General features: G+C 62.7%; 15 protein-coding genes. 10 read left to right on the top strand and 5 right to left on the bottom strand.

Annotated features, from left to right (window positions below; all coding sequences use genetic code 11):
• Positions 1-9 precede the first annotated feature (9 nt).
• Entirely contained in the window at positions 10-1,713 is a 1,704-nt protein-coding gene (locus I9018_RS13815; protein WP_241109791.1) for an ABC transporter ATP-binding protein, read from the top strand.
• An 83-nt stretch (positions 1,714-1,796) separates the two neighbouring features.
• On the opposite strand, the gene I9018_RS13810 is transcribed toward I9018_RS13815, so the two are convergent.
• From I9018_RS13810 to I9018_RS13800, 3 genes are all read right to left on the bottom strand, one after another.
• Positions 1,797-2,432 (bottom strand): hypothetical protein, encoded by a 636-nt coding sequence (locus I9018_RS13810; protein WP_241109790.1) that lies wholly within the window; start codon positions 2,430-2,432, stop codon positions 1,797-1,799.
• 286 nt (positions 2,433-2,718) lie between these two features.
• Entirely contained in the window at positions 2,719-3,165 is a 447-nt protein-coding gene (gene rnhA, locus I9018_RS13805; protein ID WP_124346676.1) for a ribonuclease HI, read from the bottom strand.
• 106 nt (positions 3,166-3,271) lie between these two features.
• Positions 3,272-4,030 carry a methyltransferase domain-containing protein gene (locus I9018_RS13800; RefSeq protein WP_068589008.1) on the bottom strand — a complete coding sequence of 253 codons (759 nt, stop codon included), beginning with the start codon at positions 4,028-4,030 and terminating at the stop codon, positions 3,272-3,274.
• A 65-nt stretch (positions 4,031-4,095) separates the two neighbouring features.
• On the opposite strand from I9018_RS13800, the gene gloB reads away from it, so the two are divergent.
• The 8 genes from gloB (at position 4,096) to I9018_RS13760 (ending at position 14,509) form a co-directional block, all read left to right on the top strand.
• Positions 4,096-4,863, top strand: coding sequence for a hydroxyacylglutathione hydrolase (gloB, locus tag I9018_RS13795; protein WP_241109789.1), 768 nt, complete (start codon positions 4,096-4,098; stop codon positions 4,861-4,863).
• A gap of 99 nt (positions 4,864-4,962) precedes the next feature.
• Positions 4,963-6,390: a LysM peptidoglycan-binding domain-containing protein gene (locus I9018_RS13790; RefSeq protein WP_124346674.1), complete on the top strand. Its 1,428-nt coding sequence runs from the start codon at positions 4,963-4,965 to the stop codon at positions 6,388-6,390.
• A 213-nt stretch (positions 6,391-6,603) separates the two neighbouring features.
• Entirely contained in the window at positions 6,604-8,433 is a 1,830-nt protein-coding gene (locus I9018_RS13785; RefSeq protein WP_241109788.1) for an extracellular solute-binding protein, read from the top strand.
• The gene (locus I9018_RS13780; protein WP_241109787.1) at positions 8,430-10,280 is read left to right on the top strand and encodes an extracellular solute-binding protein; all 1,851 of its coding nucleotides are present in this window, start codon (positions 8,430-8,432) and stop codon (positions 10,278-10,280) included. Before I9018_RS13785 ends, I9018_RS13780 begins: the two co-directional genes overlap by 4 nt.
• 1 nt (position 10,281) lies before the next feature.
• Complete coding sequence (locus I9018_RS13775) at positions 10,282-11,355, top strand: microcin C ABC transporter permease YejB (RefSeq protein WP_124346671.1); 1,074 nt, start codon at positions 10,282-10,284, stop codon at positions 11,353-11,355.
• 1 nt (position 11,356) lies between these two features.
• Positions 11,357-12,376, top strand: coding sequence for an ABC transporter permease (locus tag I9018_RS13770; protein ID WP_068589023.1), 1,020 nt, complete (start codon positions 11,357-11,359; stop codon positions 12,374-12,376).
• A gap of 1 nt (position 12,377) precedes the next feature.
• Positions 12,378-13,988 carry an ABC transporter ATP-binding protein gene (locus I9018_RS13765; protein WP_241109786.1) on the top strand — a complete coding sequence of 537 codons (1,611 nt, stop codon included), beginning with the start codon at positions 12,378-12,380 and terminating at the stop codon, positions 13,986-13,988.
• A 56-nt stretch (positions 13,989-14,044) separates the two neighbouring features.
• Positions 14,045-14,509: a hypothetical protein gene (locus I9018_RS13760; RefSeq protein ID WP_241109785.1), complete on the top strand. Its 465-nt coding sequence runs from the start codon at positions 14,045-14,047 to the stop codon at positions 14,507-14,509.
• A gap of 15 nt (positions 14,510-14,524) precedes the next feature.
• Here I9018_RS13760 and I9018_RS13755 read toward each other — a convergent pair whose 3' ends face one another.
• On the bottom strand, positions 14,525-15,499 hold the full coding sequence (locus I9018_RS13755; RefSeq protein WP_241109784.1) for a sensor domain-containing diguanylate cyclase: 975 nt from the start codon (positions 15,497-15,499) through the stop codon (positions 14,525-14,527).
• Positions 15,500-15,589: 90 nt separating this feature from the next.
• The gene (locus I9018_RS13750) at positions 15,590-17,677 is read right to left on the bottom strand and encodes an EAL domain-containing protein (RefSeq protein WP_241109783.1); all 2,088 of its coding nucleotides are present in this window, start codon (positions 17,675-17,677) and stop codon (positions 15,590-15,592) included.
• A gap of 215 nt (positions 17,678-17,892) precedes the next feature.
• On the opposite strand from I9018_RS13750, the gene I9018_RS13745 reads away from it, so the two are divergent.
• Positions 17,893-18,396 carry a VOC family protein gene (locus I9018_RS13745; protein WP_241109782.1) on the top strand — a complete coding sequence of 168 codons (504 nt, stop codon included), beginning with the start codon at positions 17,893-17,895 and terminating at the stop codon, positions 18,394-18,396.
• Positions 18,397-18,434: the final 38 nt, after the last annotated feature.

Below are 18,434 nucleotides of genomic sequence, written 5' to 3'. Positions count from 1 at the left end.
ATTGGCTTGATGGCTGCATTCACAGCCTTGGGTACCCTGCTGGAGAGTTCCACTCCCCTGGCGTTCGAGCACGTGATCAATGGCCTGGCGGCAACCGACGAAGCCGCACGGGCCACTGCCATTCAATGGTTCATCGGGCTGATCGCCTTGAGTGGCGGGGCCATGGTGTTCTTCAGGCTCTATCAATGGGTCGACATCAGGGCGAGCGCAGACTTGCGCGCGCACGTCCAGAAACGACAAATCGCCTATTTGCTGAATCGCTCTCCCGCCTCGCTGCAACAGCGTCAGAGCGGTGCCTTGGTGGAGGCGATAAAACGCTCAAGTTACAACTGCGTTACATTGGTTCAACTGCTGACTTTCGATGTCGTCAACATGTTAGTGGTGATACTTAATCTCAGCCTGATCCTTTATATAGCCGATAGCACTTATGCCTTGATGATTGCAGCCTGGCTTGTTATCTACATGCTCGGCACGACCTTCTTTGCCTTTCATTGTTTAAATCTGGGCCGCCAGCAATTCATCGCTTCGGGCCACTCCGCGGGACAGATTGGCGATGTATTGAGAAACTTTGAAACCGTGTTCTCCTATGGCGCGATTAGCCGTGAAAACGCTTTCCTGGCGACCGGCCTGGACGAGGAGCGGCACAGGACCCGCCTGCTACGGCGCTACGTCCTGCTGATGCGCATATTCTCCAGCGTCGCGGTCTTCAGCCTGTTCGCCGGAATGACCGCCCTGGCACTTGGCGATGTGCTGAGCGGCGAACGCAACGTGGGAGCCTTCGCCCTGGTCTTCACCGCCACCAACATACTGGTGATGACCGTTTTCGACCTGTCACGCAACTTGATCACCTTCTACGAAAACCTGGGGTCGCTCGACGGCGCGCTCGAGTTCATTCTCCAGGACGATCTGGCACCTGCCTCCCTGGTCGGGAACAGCGCACCGCCCCCCCAATACTCGCCAGTGTCCGGCCGGATCGAGTTGAGCAAGGTCTGCTTCAACTATCCCGGAGAGCCGCCCTTGTTCGAGAACCTGGACCTGGTCATCGAGAAAGGGCAGAGAATCGGCCTGGTCGGCCCTTCCGGGGCAGGCAAGACCACCCTGATTCGCTTGATACTCGGCCAACTGTCTCCCAACAGCGGCAAGATCTTGATCGATGGTGTCGAGTTGGGCGCGCTTGATCGACAAGCCCTCAGTGAAAAATTCGCGGTGGTCAGCCAACACGTCGGCCTATTCAATCGCAGCGTGCGGGACAACATTACCTACGGGGCGCCAGAAGCCGATGACGAAGCCGTGCTGCGCGCGGCCCGAATGGCATCGGCAGACACCTTCATCGCGCGTCGGGCCCTGGGGCTCGATACGCCGGCCGGGGAAAACGGCGACGAGTTTTCCGGAGGCGAACGCCAGCGCTTGAGCCTGGCCCGCGCCCTGTTGAGACCTGGCAATCCGGTGCTGATCCTGGACGAGGCCACCAGTGCCCTGGACACCGCGTCGGAACAGGATATCCAGGCGGCCATCGCCAATGCCATGAGCAACCGTACCGTCATCGCGATCGCTCATCGGATCTCCACCGTCAGCGACATGGATCGGATCATCTACCTGGCAGGAGGCCGTATCGTGGAACAGGGAAGCCATGCCGAGCTGCTGGCCGACCAGGGCTGCTATGCGGACATCTGGAGCAGGCAGAGCCGATACTCCATGCGTATCGACGCCTGAAACACAGCGGGGACCAAGGCCGGCTAATGGCGGCCTTGGCCACGGGCCTGGAGGGCCCGGACACAATCAACAGGTCGATTGCATCAGCCTTTGAGCAAGCTACTGATGGCTTGATCCAGCAGGGCATTCCTGTCTGCCGCACCTACTTTCCTGCACGGATTGCCCGTGCAGGCAAAGGAGTTCGAGACGATATGGTCGAACTCGATGTCCTTGAGCAAGCGCAGTGATTCTGCGAGCTTTTTCCGGCTCGGTGGCGAGACCCAGTACTGCCACCCCTGGTCCACCGGCACCAGGGTGTCGCCGATGAACAGGATTTTCTGTCCTTCATTACTCCAGAGATAGGCAAACGCGCCCTGGGTATGACCTGGTAAAGGAATGATCTGAAGGTCTTCGGTCAATGACTGGGCCGTGAACGGCAACGGGTTGCCAATCTCGAACCCCTTGGCCTGCAGGACCTTGGCCTCCACACGGCTACAGGTCAGCGGCACATTGAAATGCCTGGCCAGCACGACCGTGTCGGCGCTGACATGGTGCCGGTCACCTAACAGGATGGCCGAGACACCCCCTTGTTTTTCGATCTCGGAAAAAAAACCGCTGATATCCGCCTTGGTGGCAAACAGCAGATTGCCTGTTGGCCGCCTGGCCAGGAAGGTAAAGGGGGTCGGCTTGGCGACGGCTTCATGCCTGAGCAAATAAAGGTTTGGCAGTACCTGCTTCATTCCATTTCTCGAACCGTTGCAGTCCTCGGGGCACAGCCATCGCAACGATGGATTGGAACGGGCGCGATGGCGGCGAGCTGCATTGTGTATAGCAGGCCTTGGCATGCTGTCAATGCAGCTGCGCCCTAGGGGGCAGGGCTCGGATCAACGCAAAAAAAACCTGCAAACAGGGTCGTCAGCAGAGCAAGAAAGGCAAGGCCTGATACGCCACAACCAGGCCAGCGGAGCCTTGACGCCGCAAGGCAAGGCCCCCTGGAGCCGCTTTGCCCGGCACAAAGGATCACGTCTACTTTTGGCTTCGAACGTCATCCACGCCACGGTTGGCCAACTGGTCGGCACGTTCGTTGCCATGATGCCCCGTGTGGCCACGCACCCACTTCCAGGTGACGTTATGCCGGCTCACCTGCTCATCGAGCTGTTGCCACAGGTCGGCGTTCTTCACCGGCTCCTTGGCGGCGGTCTTCCAGCCGCGCTTCTTCCAGTTGACCATCCACTCGGTGATGCCCTTCATCACGTATTGCGAGTCGGTGATCAGTTGCACGTCGCACTGACGCTTGAGCTCCTGCAACCCTCGGATTGCCGCCATGAGTTCCATGCGGTTGTTGGTGGTGTTGGCTTCGCCACCCCAGAGTTCCTTCTCGACGCCCTTGCACACCAGCAGCGCGCCCCAGCCACCCGGGCCAGGATTGCCCTTGCAGGCACCGTCGGTAAAGATTTCTACGCTATCGCTCATCCACGCCTTCCATCAAAAATTGCCATTGGCCCGCCGGCGACCACCGACGGCACCCAGGCCGGGTGAGCCCGGCCCATCTATATAAAGAGAGGTTTGCTACAGGTGCTCAAGGTTCAACATTGCGACGATTGACCTTGGCCAGGGGCATTGGCACCAGCTTGCCCATCGGCTCGCGGCGCACTTGGCGCACGGGGCGCAAGCCCACCGCGATCTTGCGCGCCACCAGCAGGTAGAAGCCGCCTCCAGACAGTTGCCAACGCCCTGCCCGGCGTTCCCAGCCCGCCAGCCGCGCCTGCCATGCAGGCGAGGCAAGCGGCGGACGATAGCACCCGAAGCGGCGTTTCTCCAGCGCGAAGCCCAGCAGGTTGAGCCAGTCGCCAACCCGCGAAGGCGCGATGCAACGGGCCCGGCGCAAGCCGTCATGGGCGAACGCCCGGCGCAGGCCCCAGGTGCTCCAGGGGTTGATGCCAATAATCAGCAGGTGGCCACCCGGACGTACGCTGCTGGCCGCCTCGCGCAACAGGCCATGGGGCGACAGGGAGAAATCCAGGCCATGCTGCAGCACCACCACGTCGGCGGCATGCTCGCTCAAGGGCCAGGCCTGTTCCTCGCAGACGATCTCGACCCCGGGCAACGGAGCCCCCAGGCGAACGTTGCGCTGGACTTGGGGCGCCGTCGGCGGAGGCTGGGCCGACGGCCCGTAGTGCACCAGGTAGCCGCCAAAGAAGCGCCCCAGTTCCTCCTCGAGCATGCGCCGCTCTTCGTCCAGCAGGAATTGCCCAAGGGGCCCGGACAGCCAGTCCCGGGCGGCACCGATCAGGGCCAGCCAGTCAGGATCTGCCTGAGCGAAGGCTTTATCGGTCATTGCATTCTCCAACACGCCAGGAAGTTCTAAGATGCGCCATTGTTTTCCGCTTGGCGAATCCGAAGATGATACAGATCAGTGCCCTGCCCGCCTTCACCGACAACTACATCTGGTTGTTACAAGATCATCGCAACCACTGCTGCGCCGTCGTCGACCCGGGCGATGCATCGCCCGTACTGGCCTGGCTGGAGCAACACCCCGGGTGGCGCCTGAGCGACATCCTGATCACCCACCATCATCACGATCACGTCGGTGGCGTCGAACGCTTGAAACAGCATAGCGGTGCCACGGTCCACGGCCCCGCACGGGAAAAGATCCCCGCTCGCGACAATGCCCTGGACGACAACGACCAGCTCCAGATCCTGGGCTGGGACTTCACCGTGCTCGCCGTGCCCGGCCATACCCTGGGGCATATCGCCTACTACCATCGTGGCCTGCTGTTCTGTGGCGACACCCTGTTCGCCGCCGGTTGCGGCCGGCTGTTCGAAGGCACCCCCGAACAAATGCACCATTCCCTGAGCCGCCTGGCGGCCCTGCCGGACGACACCCTGGTCTACTGCACCCACGAATACACCCTGGGCAACCTGCACTTCGCCCAGGCGGTGGAGCCGGACAACCCGGACATCGCCCAGCGCCTGGAGAAGGTGGTGCAAATGCGTGAGCAAGGCGTCATGACCCTGCCATCGACCCTGGCCCTGGAGAGGCTGACCAACCCATTCCTGCGTACGGGTGAAACATCTGTTAAACAAAAAGCAGACGAACGGAACGGCCAGGATAACCCGTCCCAGAGTGCGGTCTTTGCGGCGTTGAGAGCCTGGAAAGATAAATTCTAAGAGGCCCCGGCATTGGCATAGAAATTCTGAATGGTTGACCGCACTCCGGGTGCTTTCTAGAATCGCCCGACATTTTTGCCCGGAACTTACTTCCAGCCAATGTCGTCATTTATTCGTTACTCCATCAGTTCAGACGCATTGACGCGCTTGGCCCAGGCCATCGCGGTAGCTGTGTCAGCGACTCTTGCGGGCTGCCAAAGCACCGGCCATGTCCCGCAGAGCGACGCGACACACACTCCGAATCTCAACGCCCGTATCAAGCAAAAACCCATCTGGCTCGGCAAACAGCCCAGCCCGCAAGTCCCCCAGGACGTCTGGGAGCGCATGCGCCAGGGCTTCCAGTTGCAAGAAGGCTTGGGCGTCAACCCGCGTATCGAACAACAACGCCTCTGGTTCGCCAGCAACCCCTCCTTCCTGGAGAACGCCGGGGAGCGCGGCAGCCTTTATATCCACTACATCGTCGAGCGCCTCGAAGAACGCAACATGCCGCTGGAGCTGGCTCTATTGCCAGTGATCGAAAGCGCCTACAACCCACTGGCCTATTCCCGGGCCGATGCCGTGGGCCTGTGGCAATTCGTCCCGGCCACAGGTCGTTCGTTCAACCTGCGCCAGACCCGCTTCTACGATGGTCGGCGCGACATCACCGCCTCGACCACCGCGGCCATGGACTACCTGACCCGCCTGCACGACATGTTCAACGGCGACTGGCTGCTGGCCCTGGCGGCCTACAATGCCGGTGAAGGTACCGTGAGCCGGGCCATCGAGCGCAACGAGAAGCTTGGCCTGCCCACCGACTACTGGAACCTGCCACTGCCATCGGAAACCCAGGCCTACGTACCCAAGCTACTGGCCCTGTCCCAGGTGGTCATGACCCCCGAGGCCTATGGCGTCAACCTCAATCCCATCGCCAACGAACCCTACTTCCAGGTGGTGGAGATCAACCAGCGCATGGACCTGTCCAAGGTCGCGGCGGTGGCCAACATCGACGAGGACGAGCTGTTCCAGCTCAACCCGGCGTTCAAGCAGCGCATGACCGTCGATGGCCCGCAGCATCTCCTGGTGCCCACCTCCAAGGCACAGCTGCTGACCACCAGCCTGTCGACCATGCGCCCCGAAGAGCTGATCAGCAAACGCTCGCTCAAGTCGGTCTTCGCCAGCGATGAAGGCCGCGACTCGTTACGCAAGCGTGCCTACCGGGTCAAGCGCGGCGACAACCTGGCGTCGATCGCCAAGGCCAACCGGGTCAGCGTCCAGGAACTGCAACGCTGGAACAAGCTCAACGGCAAGAATCTCAAGGTCGGCCAGACCCTGGTCATGCAGGACACCCGCAAGGCCGTCGGCAAGAAGACCGCCGTGGCCAGCGTCGAGAAAAAGAAATCGACCCAGTACAAGGTCAAGCAAGGCGACTCGCTGTACATGGTGGCCAAGCGCTTCAACGTCGAGATGCAACACTTGAAGCGCTGGAACCCCCGCGCCGGCCAGGCCCTGAAGCCAGGCCAGGTGCTCACCGTCTACCTGTCTCACTGAGCGACAGGCCCGGCACCCGACACCAGCAGTCAAGCCCTGCGACACTGACTGCCCGACACGCTGCGACGCCCCGATCCAGGGGCGTCCAACGCTCACCGGAGACAGGCTCCGACATCCGGCAGCCCCCCGCCAGAACAAGCTTTTTCCAGCCGATACAAGCTGTTACTGTACCGAGCACAAAGCCCAAGCCGTCTGGATCGGATCTCTGACTCGATGCGTCCCCTGCTTCTGCTCTTCATCAGCCTGGCCTTGAGCTTTCCCGCAAGCGCGACGATCACTGAAAGTCATGGTTATGCGCAATTCGGCACGCTCAAGTATCCGTCCAGGTTCACCCACTTCGACTGGGTCAATCCCGCTGCGCCCAAAGGCGGCACCCTGCGGGTCATGGCCTTTGGCACTTTCGACACCCTCAATCCCTACACCTTCAAGGGCACCAGCCCTGTAGCCACGCCGAACTTCCTGCAGTACGGAGTCAACGAGCTCAACGAGCCCCTGATGGTGGGCACGGGCCTCTATGCTCCCTCCGGCGACGAGCCCACCTCCAGCTACGGCCTGATCGCCCGCTCGGTGGAGTACAGCGAAGACCGCAGCTGGGTGGTGTTCAACCTGCGGCCCGAGGCCCGCTTCCACGACGGCATGCCGATCACCGCCCGGGACGTGGCGTTCTCCTACCGCCTGCTGCTCAAGGAAGGCCATCCGCAATACCGCACCAACCTGCAGGAAGTGCAGCGGGTCGACATCCTCGGCCCGCAGCGCATCCGCTTCGTGTTCAAGCGTGCCGGCAACCCGCTGCTGATCCTGCGCCTGGGGGAAATGCCGGTATTGCCCCAGCATTACTGGAAGGACCGCGACTTCAAGGCCACCACCTTCACCCCGCCCCTGGGCAGCGGCCCCTATCGCATCACCCAGGTGCAGCCGGGCCGCCAGCTGGTGTTCGAGCGGGTCAAGGACTATTGGGGCAAGGACTTGCCGGTCAACCGCGGGTTCGCCAACTTCGACCGGGTCGAGGTGGAGTTCTACCGCGACAGCGACGTGGCGTTCGAGGCCTTCAAGGCCGGTGAATTCGATATCTACATCGAGCACCAGGCCAAGAACTGGGCCAGCGGCTACGACTTCCCGGCGGTGCGCCGTGGCGAGGTGATCAAGGCCCAGGTGGCGCACCAGATCCCCACCCAGACCCAGGGCCTGTTCATGAACACCCGGCGCGCGACTTTCGCCGATGTGCGGGTACGTGAAGCCCTGGGCATGATGTTCGACTTCCAGTGGACCAACCGCACGCTGTTCAGCGGCGCCTACCAGCGCGCCCTGAGCTACTACCCCAACAGCGCGTTCTCCGCCACGGGCGTCCCCCAGGGCCGCGAATGGCTGCTGCTTTCGCCCTATCGCGAGCGGTTGCCAGCCAGTCTCTTCACCCAGCCCTTCAGCTTGCCGAGCACCGACGGCCGCGGCATCCCGCGCCAGACCCTGCGCCGGGCCCTGGGGCTGCTGGGCGAGGCGGGCTGGAAGCTCAACGGCCAGCGCCTGCAGAACAGTGCCGGGCAACCGCTGCGGTTCGAGCTGATGCTGGTCAATCCCAACCTGGAACGCATCCTCCAGCCCTACGTGGAGAACCTGGCCAGCATCGGCATCGACGCGCGCCTGCGCACCGTCGATCGCGCGCAATACAAGCAGCGCCTGGACCAGTTCGACTACGACATGATCCTCATGACCCTCAACCAGACCCTGAGCCCGGGCCTGGAGCAATGGCAGTACTTCCACTCAAGCCAGGTCGCGGTCAAGGGCAGCAAGAACTACGCGGGCATCGACAACCCCATCGTCGACCACCTGCTGGAGCAGCTCCTGGCGGCCCAGAGCCGTGACGACCAGTTGGCCGCCGGCCGGGCCCTGGATCGGGTGCTACTGTGGCAGCACTACATGATTCCCAACTGGTACCTCAACTATCACCGCCTGGCCTACCGTAACCGGTTCGCCTTCGTCGCCACGCCGCCCTATACCCTGGGGCTGAGTGCCTGGTGGCTGAAGCCTATGGAGAAAGCGCAATGAAACCTTCTCGCGCGCTGCGGCAATTGTGCCTCGTGTTCATCGGCGGCCTTGCCTGCTGGGCAAATGCGGCACCGCAGCATGGCCTGACGCTGTATGACGAACAGCCCAAGTACCCGGCGGACTTCCAGCACTTCGACTATGTCAACCCCAACGCCCCCAAGGGCGGAACCTTCCGAGAAGCCGCCTCGGGCAGTTTCGACAGCCTCAACCCCTTTCTCATCAAGGGTGTACCGGCCAACAACCTCAGCCTGATCTACGACACCCTGGCCCGTGAAAGCCTGGACGAGCCCGTCGCGGAATACGGACTGATCGCCGAAAAGATCGAGAAGGCCCCGGATAACAGTTGGGTGCGCTTCTACCTGCGTGAGCAGGCCCACTTCCACGACGGTCATCCCATTCGCGCCGAGGACGTCGCCTTCAGTTTTCGCACCCTGATGAAAGACGGCTCTCCCAAGTACCGCACCTACTACTCCGACGTGGCGGACGTGATCGTCGAGAGCCCCTTGCGAGTCCGCTTCCAGTTCAAGCACACCAGCAACCGTGAATTACCCTTCATTCTGGGCCAGTTGCCAGTGCTGCCCATGCATTGGTGGGCCACGCGCGATTTCTCAAAAGGCAATCTGGAAGTGCCCCTGGGCAGCGGCCCGTACAAGATTCTCGACGTCAAGCCCGGACGCTCGATCCGTTATGAACGGGTCAAGGACTACTGGGGCGCCGATTTGCCGATCAACCGCGGGTTCTACAATTTCGACTATATGGTTTCCGACTACTACCGGGACAACAGCGTAGCCCTGGAAGCCCTCAAGGCCGGACAGCTTGATTACTGGCTGGAGATCAGCGCAAAGAACTGGGCATCCGCCTACAACATCCCAGCCGTGGCCCAAGGGCGACTGATCAAGGAGCAGATTGCCAACGGCAACCCCACCGGCATGCAGGGTTTCATCTTCAACCTGCGCAAGCCGATGTTCCAGGACATCCGCGTACGCCAGGCCATCAGCCTGTTGCTCGACTTCGAATGGACCAACAAGCAGTTGTTCAACAGTGCCTACACGCGTACCCGCAGTTACTTCGAGAACTCGGAAATGGCCGCCACCGGCCTGCCCGGTCCAGAGGAGCTGCACATCCTCGAACCCTTTCGCGGCGCACTCCCAGCACAGGTCTTCGAGCAGTCGTTCCAGCCTCCCGTCACCGATGCCAGTGGCATGATCCGCGCGCAACAGCGCCAGGCCTACCAACTGCTGCAAGAGGCCGGCTGGCGCATCGTCGATGACAAGATGGTCGACCCCCAAGGCAACCCTCTGTTCATCGAATTCCTCTTGGCCCAAAGTGAATTTGAACGCATTCTGCTGCCGTTCAAGCGCAACCTCGCGGACCTGGGCATTGACCTGGTGATTCGCCGGGTCGACGTCTCCCAGTACATCAACCGCCTGCGCTCGCGGGACTTCGACATGCTCGTGGGCAGTTTCCCGCAGTCCATTTCTCCCGGTAATGAACAACGCGAGTACTGGATGTCCTCCAGCGCCGACAACCCTGGCAGTCGCAACCTGATCGGGCTGAAAGACCCGATCATCGACGACCTGGTGGAAGGCCTGATCAACGCCGACTCCCGAGCCAGCCTGGTGGCCCATGCCAAGGCCCTGGACCGAGTACTGCAATGGGGCTACTACGTGATCCCCAACTGGCACATCAAGACCTGGCGCGTGGCCTACTGGGACCACGTGAGCCATCCACAGGTCGCGCCCAAGTACGACATCGGCGTCAGCACCTGGTGGATCAAGCCCGATGCCAAGCCCGCCGTGGAACCGGAACCAGACCACCAGGCGGCTGCGGCCGAAGCGGTGCAATAAGATGCTGGCCTATATCGTTCGCCGCCTGCTGCTGATCATCCCGACCCTGCTGGGCATCCTCCTGATCAACTTCATGATCATCCAGGCCGCCCCCGGCGGGCCGGTGGAACAGATGATCGCCAAGCTCGAAGGCTTCGACGGCGCCACCAGCCGCATCGCCGGCGGTGGCGCCGAGGTCTCGGTGGCCGGTTCCAGCTACCGCGGCGCCCAGGGCCTGGACCCGGCGCTGATCAAGGAAATCGAGCACATGTACGGCTTCGACAAGTCGGCGCCGGAACGCCTGTGGATCATGATCAAGAACTACGCCACCCTGGACTTCGGCGAGAGTTTCTTCCGCGATGCCAAGGTGGTGGACCTGATCAAGGAAAAGATGCCGGTCTCGATCTCCCTCGGGTTGTGGAGCACCCTGATCATGTACCTGGTGTCGATCCCCCTGGGGATCGCCAAGGCCACCCGCCACGGCAGCCATTTCGACGTCTGGACCAGCTCGGCGATCATCATCGGCTACGCAATCCCGGCGTTCCTGTTCGCCATCCTGCTGATCGTGGTGTTCGCCGGCGGCAGCTACCTCAACTGGTTCCCCCTGCGCGGCCTGACCTCCAGCGACTTCGAGCAACTGAGCCTGGGGCGCAAGGTCCTCGACTACTTCTGGCACCTGGCGCTGCCGGTCACGGCCCTGGTGATCGGCCACTTCGCCACCATGACCCTACTGACCAAGAACAGCTTCCTCGACGAGATCAACAAGCAATACGTGATCACCGCCAAGGCCAAGGGCCTGACCCAGCGCCGGGTGCTCTACGGCCATGTGTTCCGCAACGCCATGCTGCTGGTGATCGCCGGCTTCCCGTCGGCCTTCATCGGCATCTTCTTCACCGGGTCCTTGCTGGTGGAAGTGATCTTCTCCCTGGACGGCCTGGGCCTGATGAGCTTCGAGGCCGCGATCAACCGCGACTACCCGGTGGTGTTCGGCACCCTGTTCATCTTCACCCTGCTGGGCCTGGTGGTGAAACTGATCGGCGACCTGACCTACACCCTGGTCGACCCACGCATCGACTTCGACAGCCGGGAGCATTGAGATGAACCTGTCCCCCCTCAATCGCCGGCGCTTCGAGCGCTTCAAGGCCAACAAGCGTGGCTGGTGGTCGCTGTGGCTGTTCCTGGTGCTGTTCGTCCTGAGCCTGGGCGCCGAGTTGATCGCCAACGACAAGCCCCTGGTGGTGCACTACGACGACGGCTGGTATTTCCCGGCGCTCAAGCGCTACCCGGAAACCACCTTCGGCGGCGAATTTCCCCTGGAAGCCAACTACAAGAGCCCGTACATCCGCGAACTGCTGGCCCAGAAGGATGCCTGGGTGCTCTGGGCACCGATCCCCTTCAGCTACCAGAGCATCAACTACGACCTGCGGGTGCCAGCTCCGGCGCCGCCCTCCAGCGACAACCTGCTGGGCACCGACGATCAGGGGCGCGACGTCCTGGCGCGGATCATCTATGGCTTCCGGGTGTCGGTGCTGTTCGCCCTGACCCTGACCATCCTCAGCTCGATCATCGGCGTCACCGCCGGCGCCCTCCAGGGCTTCTACGGTGGCTGGGTGGACCTGGCCGGGCAGCGCTTCCTAGAAATGTGGTCCGGGCTGCCGGTGCTTTACCTGCTGATCATCCTCGCCAGCTTCGTGCAGCCCAACTTCTGGTGGCTGCTGGGCATCATGCTGCTGTTCTCCTGGATGAGCCTGGTGGACGTGGTGCGCGCCGAGTTCCTGCGCGGGCGCAACCTGGAGTACGTGCGCGCGGCCCGGGCCCTGGGGATGCAGAACGGCGCCATCATGTTCCGCCACATCCTGCCCAACGCCATGGTCTCGACCATGACCTTCATGCCGTTCATCCTCACCGGCGCCATCGGCACCCTCACCGCCCTGGACTTCCTCGGCTTCGGCCTGCCTCCCGGCGCGCCGTCCCTGGGCGAGCTGGTGGCCCAGGGCAAATCCAACCTGCAGGCGCCCTGGCTGGGCATGAGTGCCTTCGCCGTGCTGGCCCTGATGCTGAGCCTGCTGGTGTTCATCGGCGAATCCGCCCGCGATGCCTTCGACCCGAGGAAATGACATGACCCAGGACAACCTGATCGAAGTGCGCGAGCTGGCCGTCGAATTCGTCGCCGGCGAGCAGCGCCAGCGAGTGGTCGAAGGCATCAGCTTCGACATCAAGCGTGGCGAGACCCTGGCACTGGTGGGCGAAAGCGGGTCGGGCAAGTCGGTCACTGCCCACTCCATCCTGCGCCTGCTGCCCTACCCCCTGGCCCAGCACCCGTCGGGCAGCATCAACTACTCCGGGCACGACCTGCTGACCCTGAAGGAAAAGAGCATCCGGCACATTCGTGGCAACCGCATCGCCATGATCTTCCAGGAGCCCATGACCTCGCTGAACCCGCTGCACAACATCGAGAAGCAGATCAACGAGGTGCTGGCGATCCACAAGGGCCTGACCGGCAAGGTCGCCACCCAGCGCACTCTGGAACTGCTGGAGCTGGTGGGCATCCCCGAGCCACACAAGCGCCTCAAGGCCCTGCCCCACGAGCTGTCCGGCGGCCAGCGCCAACGGGTGATGATCGCCATGGCGCTGGCCTGCGAGCCGGAACTGCTGATCGCCGACGAACCCACCACTGCCCTGGACGTCACCGTACAGTTGAAGATCCTGCAGTTGCTCAAGGAACTGCAGGCGCGCCTGGGCATGGCCTTGCTGCTGATCAGTCACGACCTCAACCTGGTGAGGCGCATCGCCCACCGGGTCTGCGTCATGCAAAAGGGCCGGATCGTCGAGCAGGCGCCGTGCGAAGAGCTGTTCCGGGCCCCGCAGCATCCCTATACCCGGGAACTGCTGGCCGCCGAGCCCAGTGGCTTGCCAGTCGCCAGCCAGGTCGGTGCGCCACTGCTGGAAGTCAATGACCTCAAGGTCTGGTTCCCGATCAAGAAGGGCCTGCTGCGCCGCACCGTGGACCACGTCAAGGCGGTGGACGGCATCCATTTCAGCCTGCCCCAGGGCCAGACCCTGGGCATCGTCGGCGAGAGCGGCTCGGGCAAGTCGACCCTGGGCCTGGCGATCCTGCGCCTGATCGCCAGCAAAGGCGCCATTCGCTTCGAGGACCAGCAGCTGGAGCGCCTCTCGCAGCAGCAGGTGCGGCCACTGCGCCGGGAAATGCAGGTGGTGTTCCAGGACCCCTTCGGCAGCCTCAGCCCGCGCATGAGCGTGAGCCAGATCGTTGGCGAGGGCTTGCGCATCCACAGGATCGGCACCGAGCAGGAGCAAGAACAGGCGATCATCGAGGCACTCCAGGAAGTGGGCCTGGACCCGCAGACCCGCCACCGCTACCCCCATGAGTTTTCCGGCGGCCAACGCCAGCGCATCGCCATCGCCCGGGCCCTGGTGCTCAAGCCCCGGCTGATCCTCCTGGACGAACCGACCTCGGCCCTGGACCGCACCGTCCAGCGCCAGGTGGTGGAGCTGCTGCGCAGGCTGCAAGGCAAGTACAACCTGACCTACCTGTTCATCAGCCACGACCTGGCGGTGGTCAAGGCCCTGAGCCACCAACTGATGGTGATCAAGCACGGCCAGGTGGTGGAACAAGGCGACGCCCGGCAGATCTTCGATGCGCCGCAACACCCTTACACCCGGCAATTGCTGGAAGCCGCGTTCCTGGTACCGGCAAACGCCGGATAACCCCTGACAGGAGACCGGTGACGAGGCCCTGCCTCATCACCGGAGATGCCAAATCCATGCATGACAAACAATGGACCATGATGGCCCTGGGCGGTCTTTTCGCAATGGGCGTCCAGGCCCAACCGATGACTTTCCAGCCGGACAAGCACAGCACCGTCACGCTTGCCCTGCAGGGCCAGCAGGTCAGCCTGGAAATACAACGCAACGGTCACACCCAATCCAGAGAACTGCGGGTGCAGGCCGAGAAGCCGCTGCACATCGAGCTCGACGATTTCAATTTCGATGGGGCCGGCGACTTCGCCATCTGGCATGTCGATGATGGGATGGGTACTTACACGATCCACCGGGTGTTCATCTACGACCCGACGCAGGGCGAGTTCGTCGAGCGATTTCCCGCCTGCGGTGATGAATTCCTCAATCTCAAGGTCAACAAACCCGGGAAATTCCTGGTCAGTACCTACTATCAGGGCAACATCCCAAGACGCTGCCTGACGCGACTCAAACCAGGCTCCGGGGCCTGAGCCACTGCCTGCCGATCAGTCTCGATGCTGGCGCTTGCTGGCCTGCTTTTGCAGGTACATGGCCTTGTCGGCATCGGCCAGCAGCGCCTCCACGTCCGGATGGCGCTCGGCGTTGTATTCGATCTGGCCGACGCTGAAGCGAATGTCGTAGCCACGCTTCAACGTGGCGTTGCGTTCATCGAGGATCTCGCGCAGTCGGGCCATGATGTGCGAGGTTTCTACATGATCGGCGGCGGTCAACAACGCCACGAACTCGTCGCCGCCCAAGCGGCCGATCACATCGCTCTCGCGAAAGGCGATGCGCAGCACGTCGGCGAAGGTCTTCAATGCCCCGTCGCCCTCGGCATGGCCATAGGTGTCGTTGATCTGCTTGAAATCGTTGAGATCGAAGAACAGCAGGGTCGCCGGCTTGTCCAGGCGCTTGCAGACGCCCAGCGCATGCCGGGCCAGGGCCTCGAAACCACGGCGGTTGGACAGCAGGGTCAGCTCATCCATGCTGGCCATCTGCACCGCCGCCAGCTCCTGCTCGGCCATGCGCGCCAGGTCCCGCAGCAGTGCCCGCTCCTCGTCATCCAGGTCCCGGGGCTTGACGTCGATCAGGCACAAGGTGCCCAGCTTGCTGCCGTTGGCCACCGTCAGCGGGCAGCCGGCGTAGAAGCGGATTCCGGGATCGCCCACCACCAGCGGGTTGTCATGGAAACGCACGTCCTGCTCGGCATCGCACACCGTGAGAATCTGGTCGCCAAGGATCGCGTGCCCGCAAAACGAGATATCCCGTGGCGTCTCGCTGGCATCCAGGCCCATGCAGGACTTGAACCACTGGCGATCGCCATCCACCAGGCTGACCAGGGCGATGGGTACGTTGAACAGGCGCTTGGCCAGGCGGGTCAGGCGGTCGAACCGCTCCTCCGGCGGGGTGTCGAGGACATTGAGCGCCCGCAGGCTCTGGATTCGCAGGGCCTCATTGTTCGGTTTGCTTGGGTACAACATCGCTGACTCCATTCGCGGCTAAGACGGCAAGCGTAGTCCAAAATGGCCAATGCCTGGGCCAGAGCTGTCGCCAGGCGATAAAGCGCCCGCTCAAGCACCGCGGGCCGCCAGGGCATCCTGGGCCCGCTGCCTGACGAATTCAGGGAGCTGGCGGGCAGGCAGCGACTTGCTGTAGTACCAGCCCTGGATCACCAGCTCCGCACTCGATTGCAGGAACGCCAGTTGCTCGCCCGTCTCCACGCCTTCCACCACCACCTTGAGGTCCAGGGTCTCGCAAAAACGCAGCAGGCCATTGAGTACCAGGGCCCCCTTGGGGTCGGATTGGGCGAGAACGAAACTGCGATCGATCTTGATCCCATCCACCGGGAACTGGTGCAAATAGCTCAAGGCGGAAAAACCGGTGCCGAAGTCATCGATGTAGATCCGCGCCCCCAGCGCATGCAGTTGCCCGATCCAGCGCTGGGTCAGCAACGCATCGCCCACCAGGGCATCCTCGGTGATCTCCACCGACACCTGGCCACCGGCTCGGGCAAGGATATCCAGCAGGCGCCGGCCGTGCTCCACCGACGCCAGGGTGGCACTGGAGATATTGATGGTGATCGGCAGCTCGAAGCCCTCGCGACGCCAGGCCTGATACTGGCGTACCGCCTGGGAGGCGACCCAGAAATCCACCTCGGGCATCAACCTGGCCTGCCCCAGCCACTGCAGCAATTCCCAGGGCGAGCGCACCTGGCCGTCGCGGTCCCGGGCGCGGATCAACGCCTCGCACCCCGTGCAACGGCCACTGCCCTTGGCCACCTGGGGCTGGTACTCCAGGTGGAAGTCGTACTCGCTCAACTGCTGGATTCGCGCCAGCTGCAAGGACTGCCGGGCCGCTTGCTGATAGGAGGTCACCATCGGGTCCAGCTCGAACAGGCGGCCCCGTTCTTCCAGGCCATGAAAGGTGGTGTCGAAGGTTTTCAGGTAGACCTGCTCGGCGCCCTCCCCCTGGTACTGGATACTGCGGATGTAGGGGATATAGATCAGCGTACCGATCCCCAGCAGCACCAGTTGCAACAACACCGCGCCCCAATCGCCCTGGGTACTGAGGTAGGCATTGAGCAATACCGGCGAGGTAAAGGGCACCTCCACCAGTGCCGGGCGCACCCACCCCTGCTGGACCACCAGCAACGCCAGGCTGACGTTGGCCATGGGCACCAGCATGAACGGCACCAGCAACCTCGGGTTGAGGATGATCGGCAGGCCGAACAACAGCAGCTCATTGATGTTGAACAGCGACAACCCCAGGCTGGCCAGGGCCAGCAGGCGCATCGAGCGGTTGCGGGAAAACCCCAGGATCGCCAGGACCAGCGCCAGGGAACCGCCAGAGCCACCGATGAAGGCAAAACAACCCAGCAAGCCACTGTTGAGTACGTAACGCACAGGGCGCCCAACCGCCTGGTCCAGGGCATTGAGCGACACCGCCTGGTCCATCACGTCCATAAACGGTTGCATGGCGTGGCTGCCATGGATCCCGAAGAACCACAGCAACGAATTGCTGGCCGTCAGCAATATCCCACTCAGGTAGGGACTGCCCAGCTCATCGAGGTCCAGCGGCCGCTGGACATAGGCGAACTCCTGGACCTGCAGCAACAGTTGCAGCACCAGCACCAGCAACAGCGAAGTGACGATCCCCGGCAGCACCATGTTGATGGTGCTCTGCAGGTTGTACCCCACCAGGTCCTCAGCGATCAGCCGGGTCCAGCGCCGACGGTGCAGCCAGCCGATGATCGGAACATTGACCAGTGGCGAGGCAATGGCGATGAATAGCACGAACGTCGCCGCCGCCAGCGGGTAGTCGCGCAACACGTAGGTGGCGATCACCACATGGGACAGGCAGAGAAAGGCCACGGGAAGCTGCGGCAGGCGATGCTGGATCGCCAGCATGTAACCGATGGAAGCCGCGACCAGCAAGGGAATGATCGAGCTGATGCGGTCGTGCAGCCCCGTCAGCAGCTCCACCACCGCCCTCGGCGCTCCCAGGGCCTGGATACACTGGGCGAGGATCAGCAGCACGGCCGAAACCAGCAGGCATGGCAATAGCCAGAGCAGGCCTTCACGGATCGAACGCAGGGATTCGGCACCCGCCAGGAGCGCCAGACGGTGGGTGAAAAACAGCTTGAATCGCGGCTGGCGCATCAGCTTCTCCCCCCTTGCAGTCACTGCCTGCCTGATACCAGCAGGCATTTCAAGTAACGCTTCACCCCAGTGCTGCGGCGTTCTACGGCCACTCGAGGCTGATAGCGAAGATACCATTGAAGAAACCCATGTCAGCAAGCATTCAATCGCCCGTACCTGGCCAGGGCTTGGCTACGCTTGTTCAAGGGGGTAGCAGTCGACAGAGGGTCGCCAGCATGCAACGCATCCAAACCATCGCCCCGTGCCTGTGGTTCGACCACCAGGCCCAGGAGGCTGCGCAGTTCTACTGCTCGATTTTCGAGCGCTCGCGCATCACCCACGTCAGCCACTACGGCAAGGCCGGCTTCGAATTCCATGGCCGCCCCGAGGGATCGGTGATGAGCGTGGTGTTCGAGCTCGACGGCCAGGCCTTCACCGCGCTCAACGGCGGCCCGGCATTCACCTTCAACGAAGCCATTTCCTTGCAGGTGCATTGCCGCAGCCAGGCCGAGCTGGACCACTACTGGAATGCCCTGGGCTTTGGCGGGCCGCCCGAGGCCCAGCGCTGCGGTTGGCTCAAGGACCGCTTCGGCGTGTCCTGGCAGATCGTGCCGCAGGCCCTGGCGCAGATGATGTGCGACCCCGACCCGAGCCGTTCGCAACGGGTGATGCAGGCCCTGCTGGGCATGAGGAAACTGGATATCCAGCGCCTGCAACGCGCCTTCGATGGCAAATCCTGAGCCATCCCCTCTACAATCGCCGGCACCCTGGACAATGG

The sequence above is a fragment of the Pseudomonas sp. MPFS genome, from assembly GCF_022537035.1.
Taxonomy (GTDB): Bacteria; Pseudomonadota; Gammaproteobacteria; order Pseudomonadales; family Pseudomonadaceae; genus Aquipseudomonas; species Aquipseudomonas sessilinigenes.
Note: the sequence above shows the minus strand (reverse complement) of the source record. Positions and strands in the feature narration are given on the sequence as shown.

What these genes read in the sequence shown, in the direction of transcription:
- I9018_RS13765 (WP_241109786.1), top strand. Translation starts at nt 12,378, where the DNA reads ATGACCCAGGACAACCTGATCGAAGTGCGCGAGCTGGCCGTCGAATTC.
- I9018_RS13745 (WP_241109782.1), top strand. Translation starts at nt 17,893, where the DNA reads ATGCAACGCATCCAAACCATCGCCCCGTGCCTGTGGTTCGACCACCAG.
- I9018_RS13800 (WP_068589008.1), bottom strand. Translation starts at nt 4,030, where the DNA reads ATGACCGATAAAGCCTTCGCTCAGGCAGATCCTGACTGGCTGGCCCTG.
- I9018_RS13790 (WP_124346674.1), top strand. Translation starts at nt 4,963, where the DNA reads ATGTCGTCATTTATTCGTTACTCCATCAGTTCAGACGCATTGACGCGC.
- I9018_RS13810 (WP_241109790.1), bottom strand. Translation starts at nt 2,432, where the DNA reads ATGAAGCAGGTACTGCCAAACCTTTATTTGCTCAGGCATGAAGCCGTC.
- I9018_RS13750 (WP_241109783.1), bottom strand. Translation starts at nt 17,677, where the DNA reads ATGCGCCAGCCGCGATTCAAGCTGTTTTTCACCCACCGTCTGGCGCTC.
- rnhA (WP_124346676.1), bottom strand. Translation starts at nt 3,165, where the DNA reads ATGAGCGATAGCGTAGAAATCTTTACCGACGGTGCCTGCAAGGGCAAT.
- gloB (WP_241109789.1), top strand. Translation starts at nt 4,096, where the DNA reads ATGATACAGATCAGTGCCCTGCCCGCCTTCACCGACAACTACATCTGG.
- I9018_RS13775 (WP_124346671.1), top strand. Translation starts at nt 10,282, where the DNA reads ATGCTGGCCTATATCGTTCGCCGCCTGCTGCTGATCATCCCGACCCTG.
- I9018_RS13815 (WP_241109791.1), top strand. Translation starts at nt 10, where the DNA reads ATGGCTGCATTCACAGCCTTGGGTACCCTGCTGGAGAGTTCCACTCCC.
- I9018_RS13780 (WP_241109787.1), top strand. Translation starts at nt 8,430, where the DNA reads ATGAAACCTTCTCGCGCGCTGCGGCAATTGTGCCTCGTGTTCATCGGC.
- I9018_RS13785 (WP_241109788.1), top strand. Translation starts at nt 6,604, where the DNA reads ATGCGTCCCCTGCTTCTGCTCTTCATCAGCCTGGCCTTGAGCTTTCCC.
- I9018_RS13770 (WP_068589023.1), top strand. Translation starts at nt 11,357, where the DNA reads ATGAACCTGTCCCCCCTCAATCGCCGGCGCTTCGAGCGCTTCAAGGCC.
- I9018_RS13760 (WP_241109785.1), top strand. Translation starts at nt 14,045, where the DNA reads ATGCATGACAAACAATGGACCATGATGGCCCTGGGCGGTCTTTTCGCA.
- I9018_RS13755 (WP_241109784.1), bottom strand. Translation starts at nt 15,499, where the DNA reads ATGTTGTACCCAAGCAAACCGAACAATGAGGCCCTGCGAATCCAGAGC.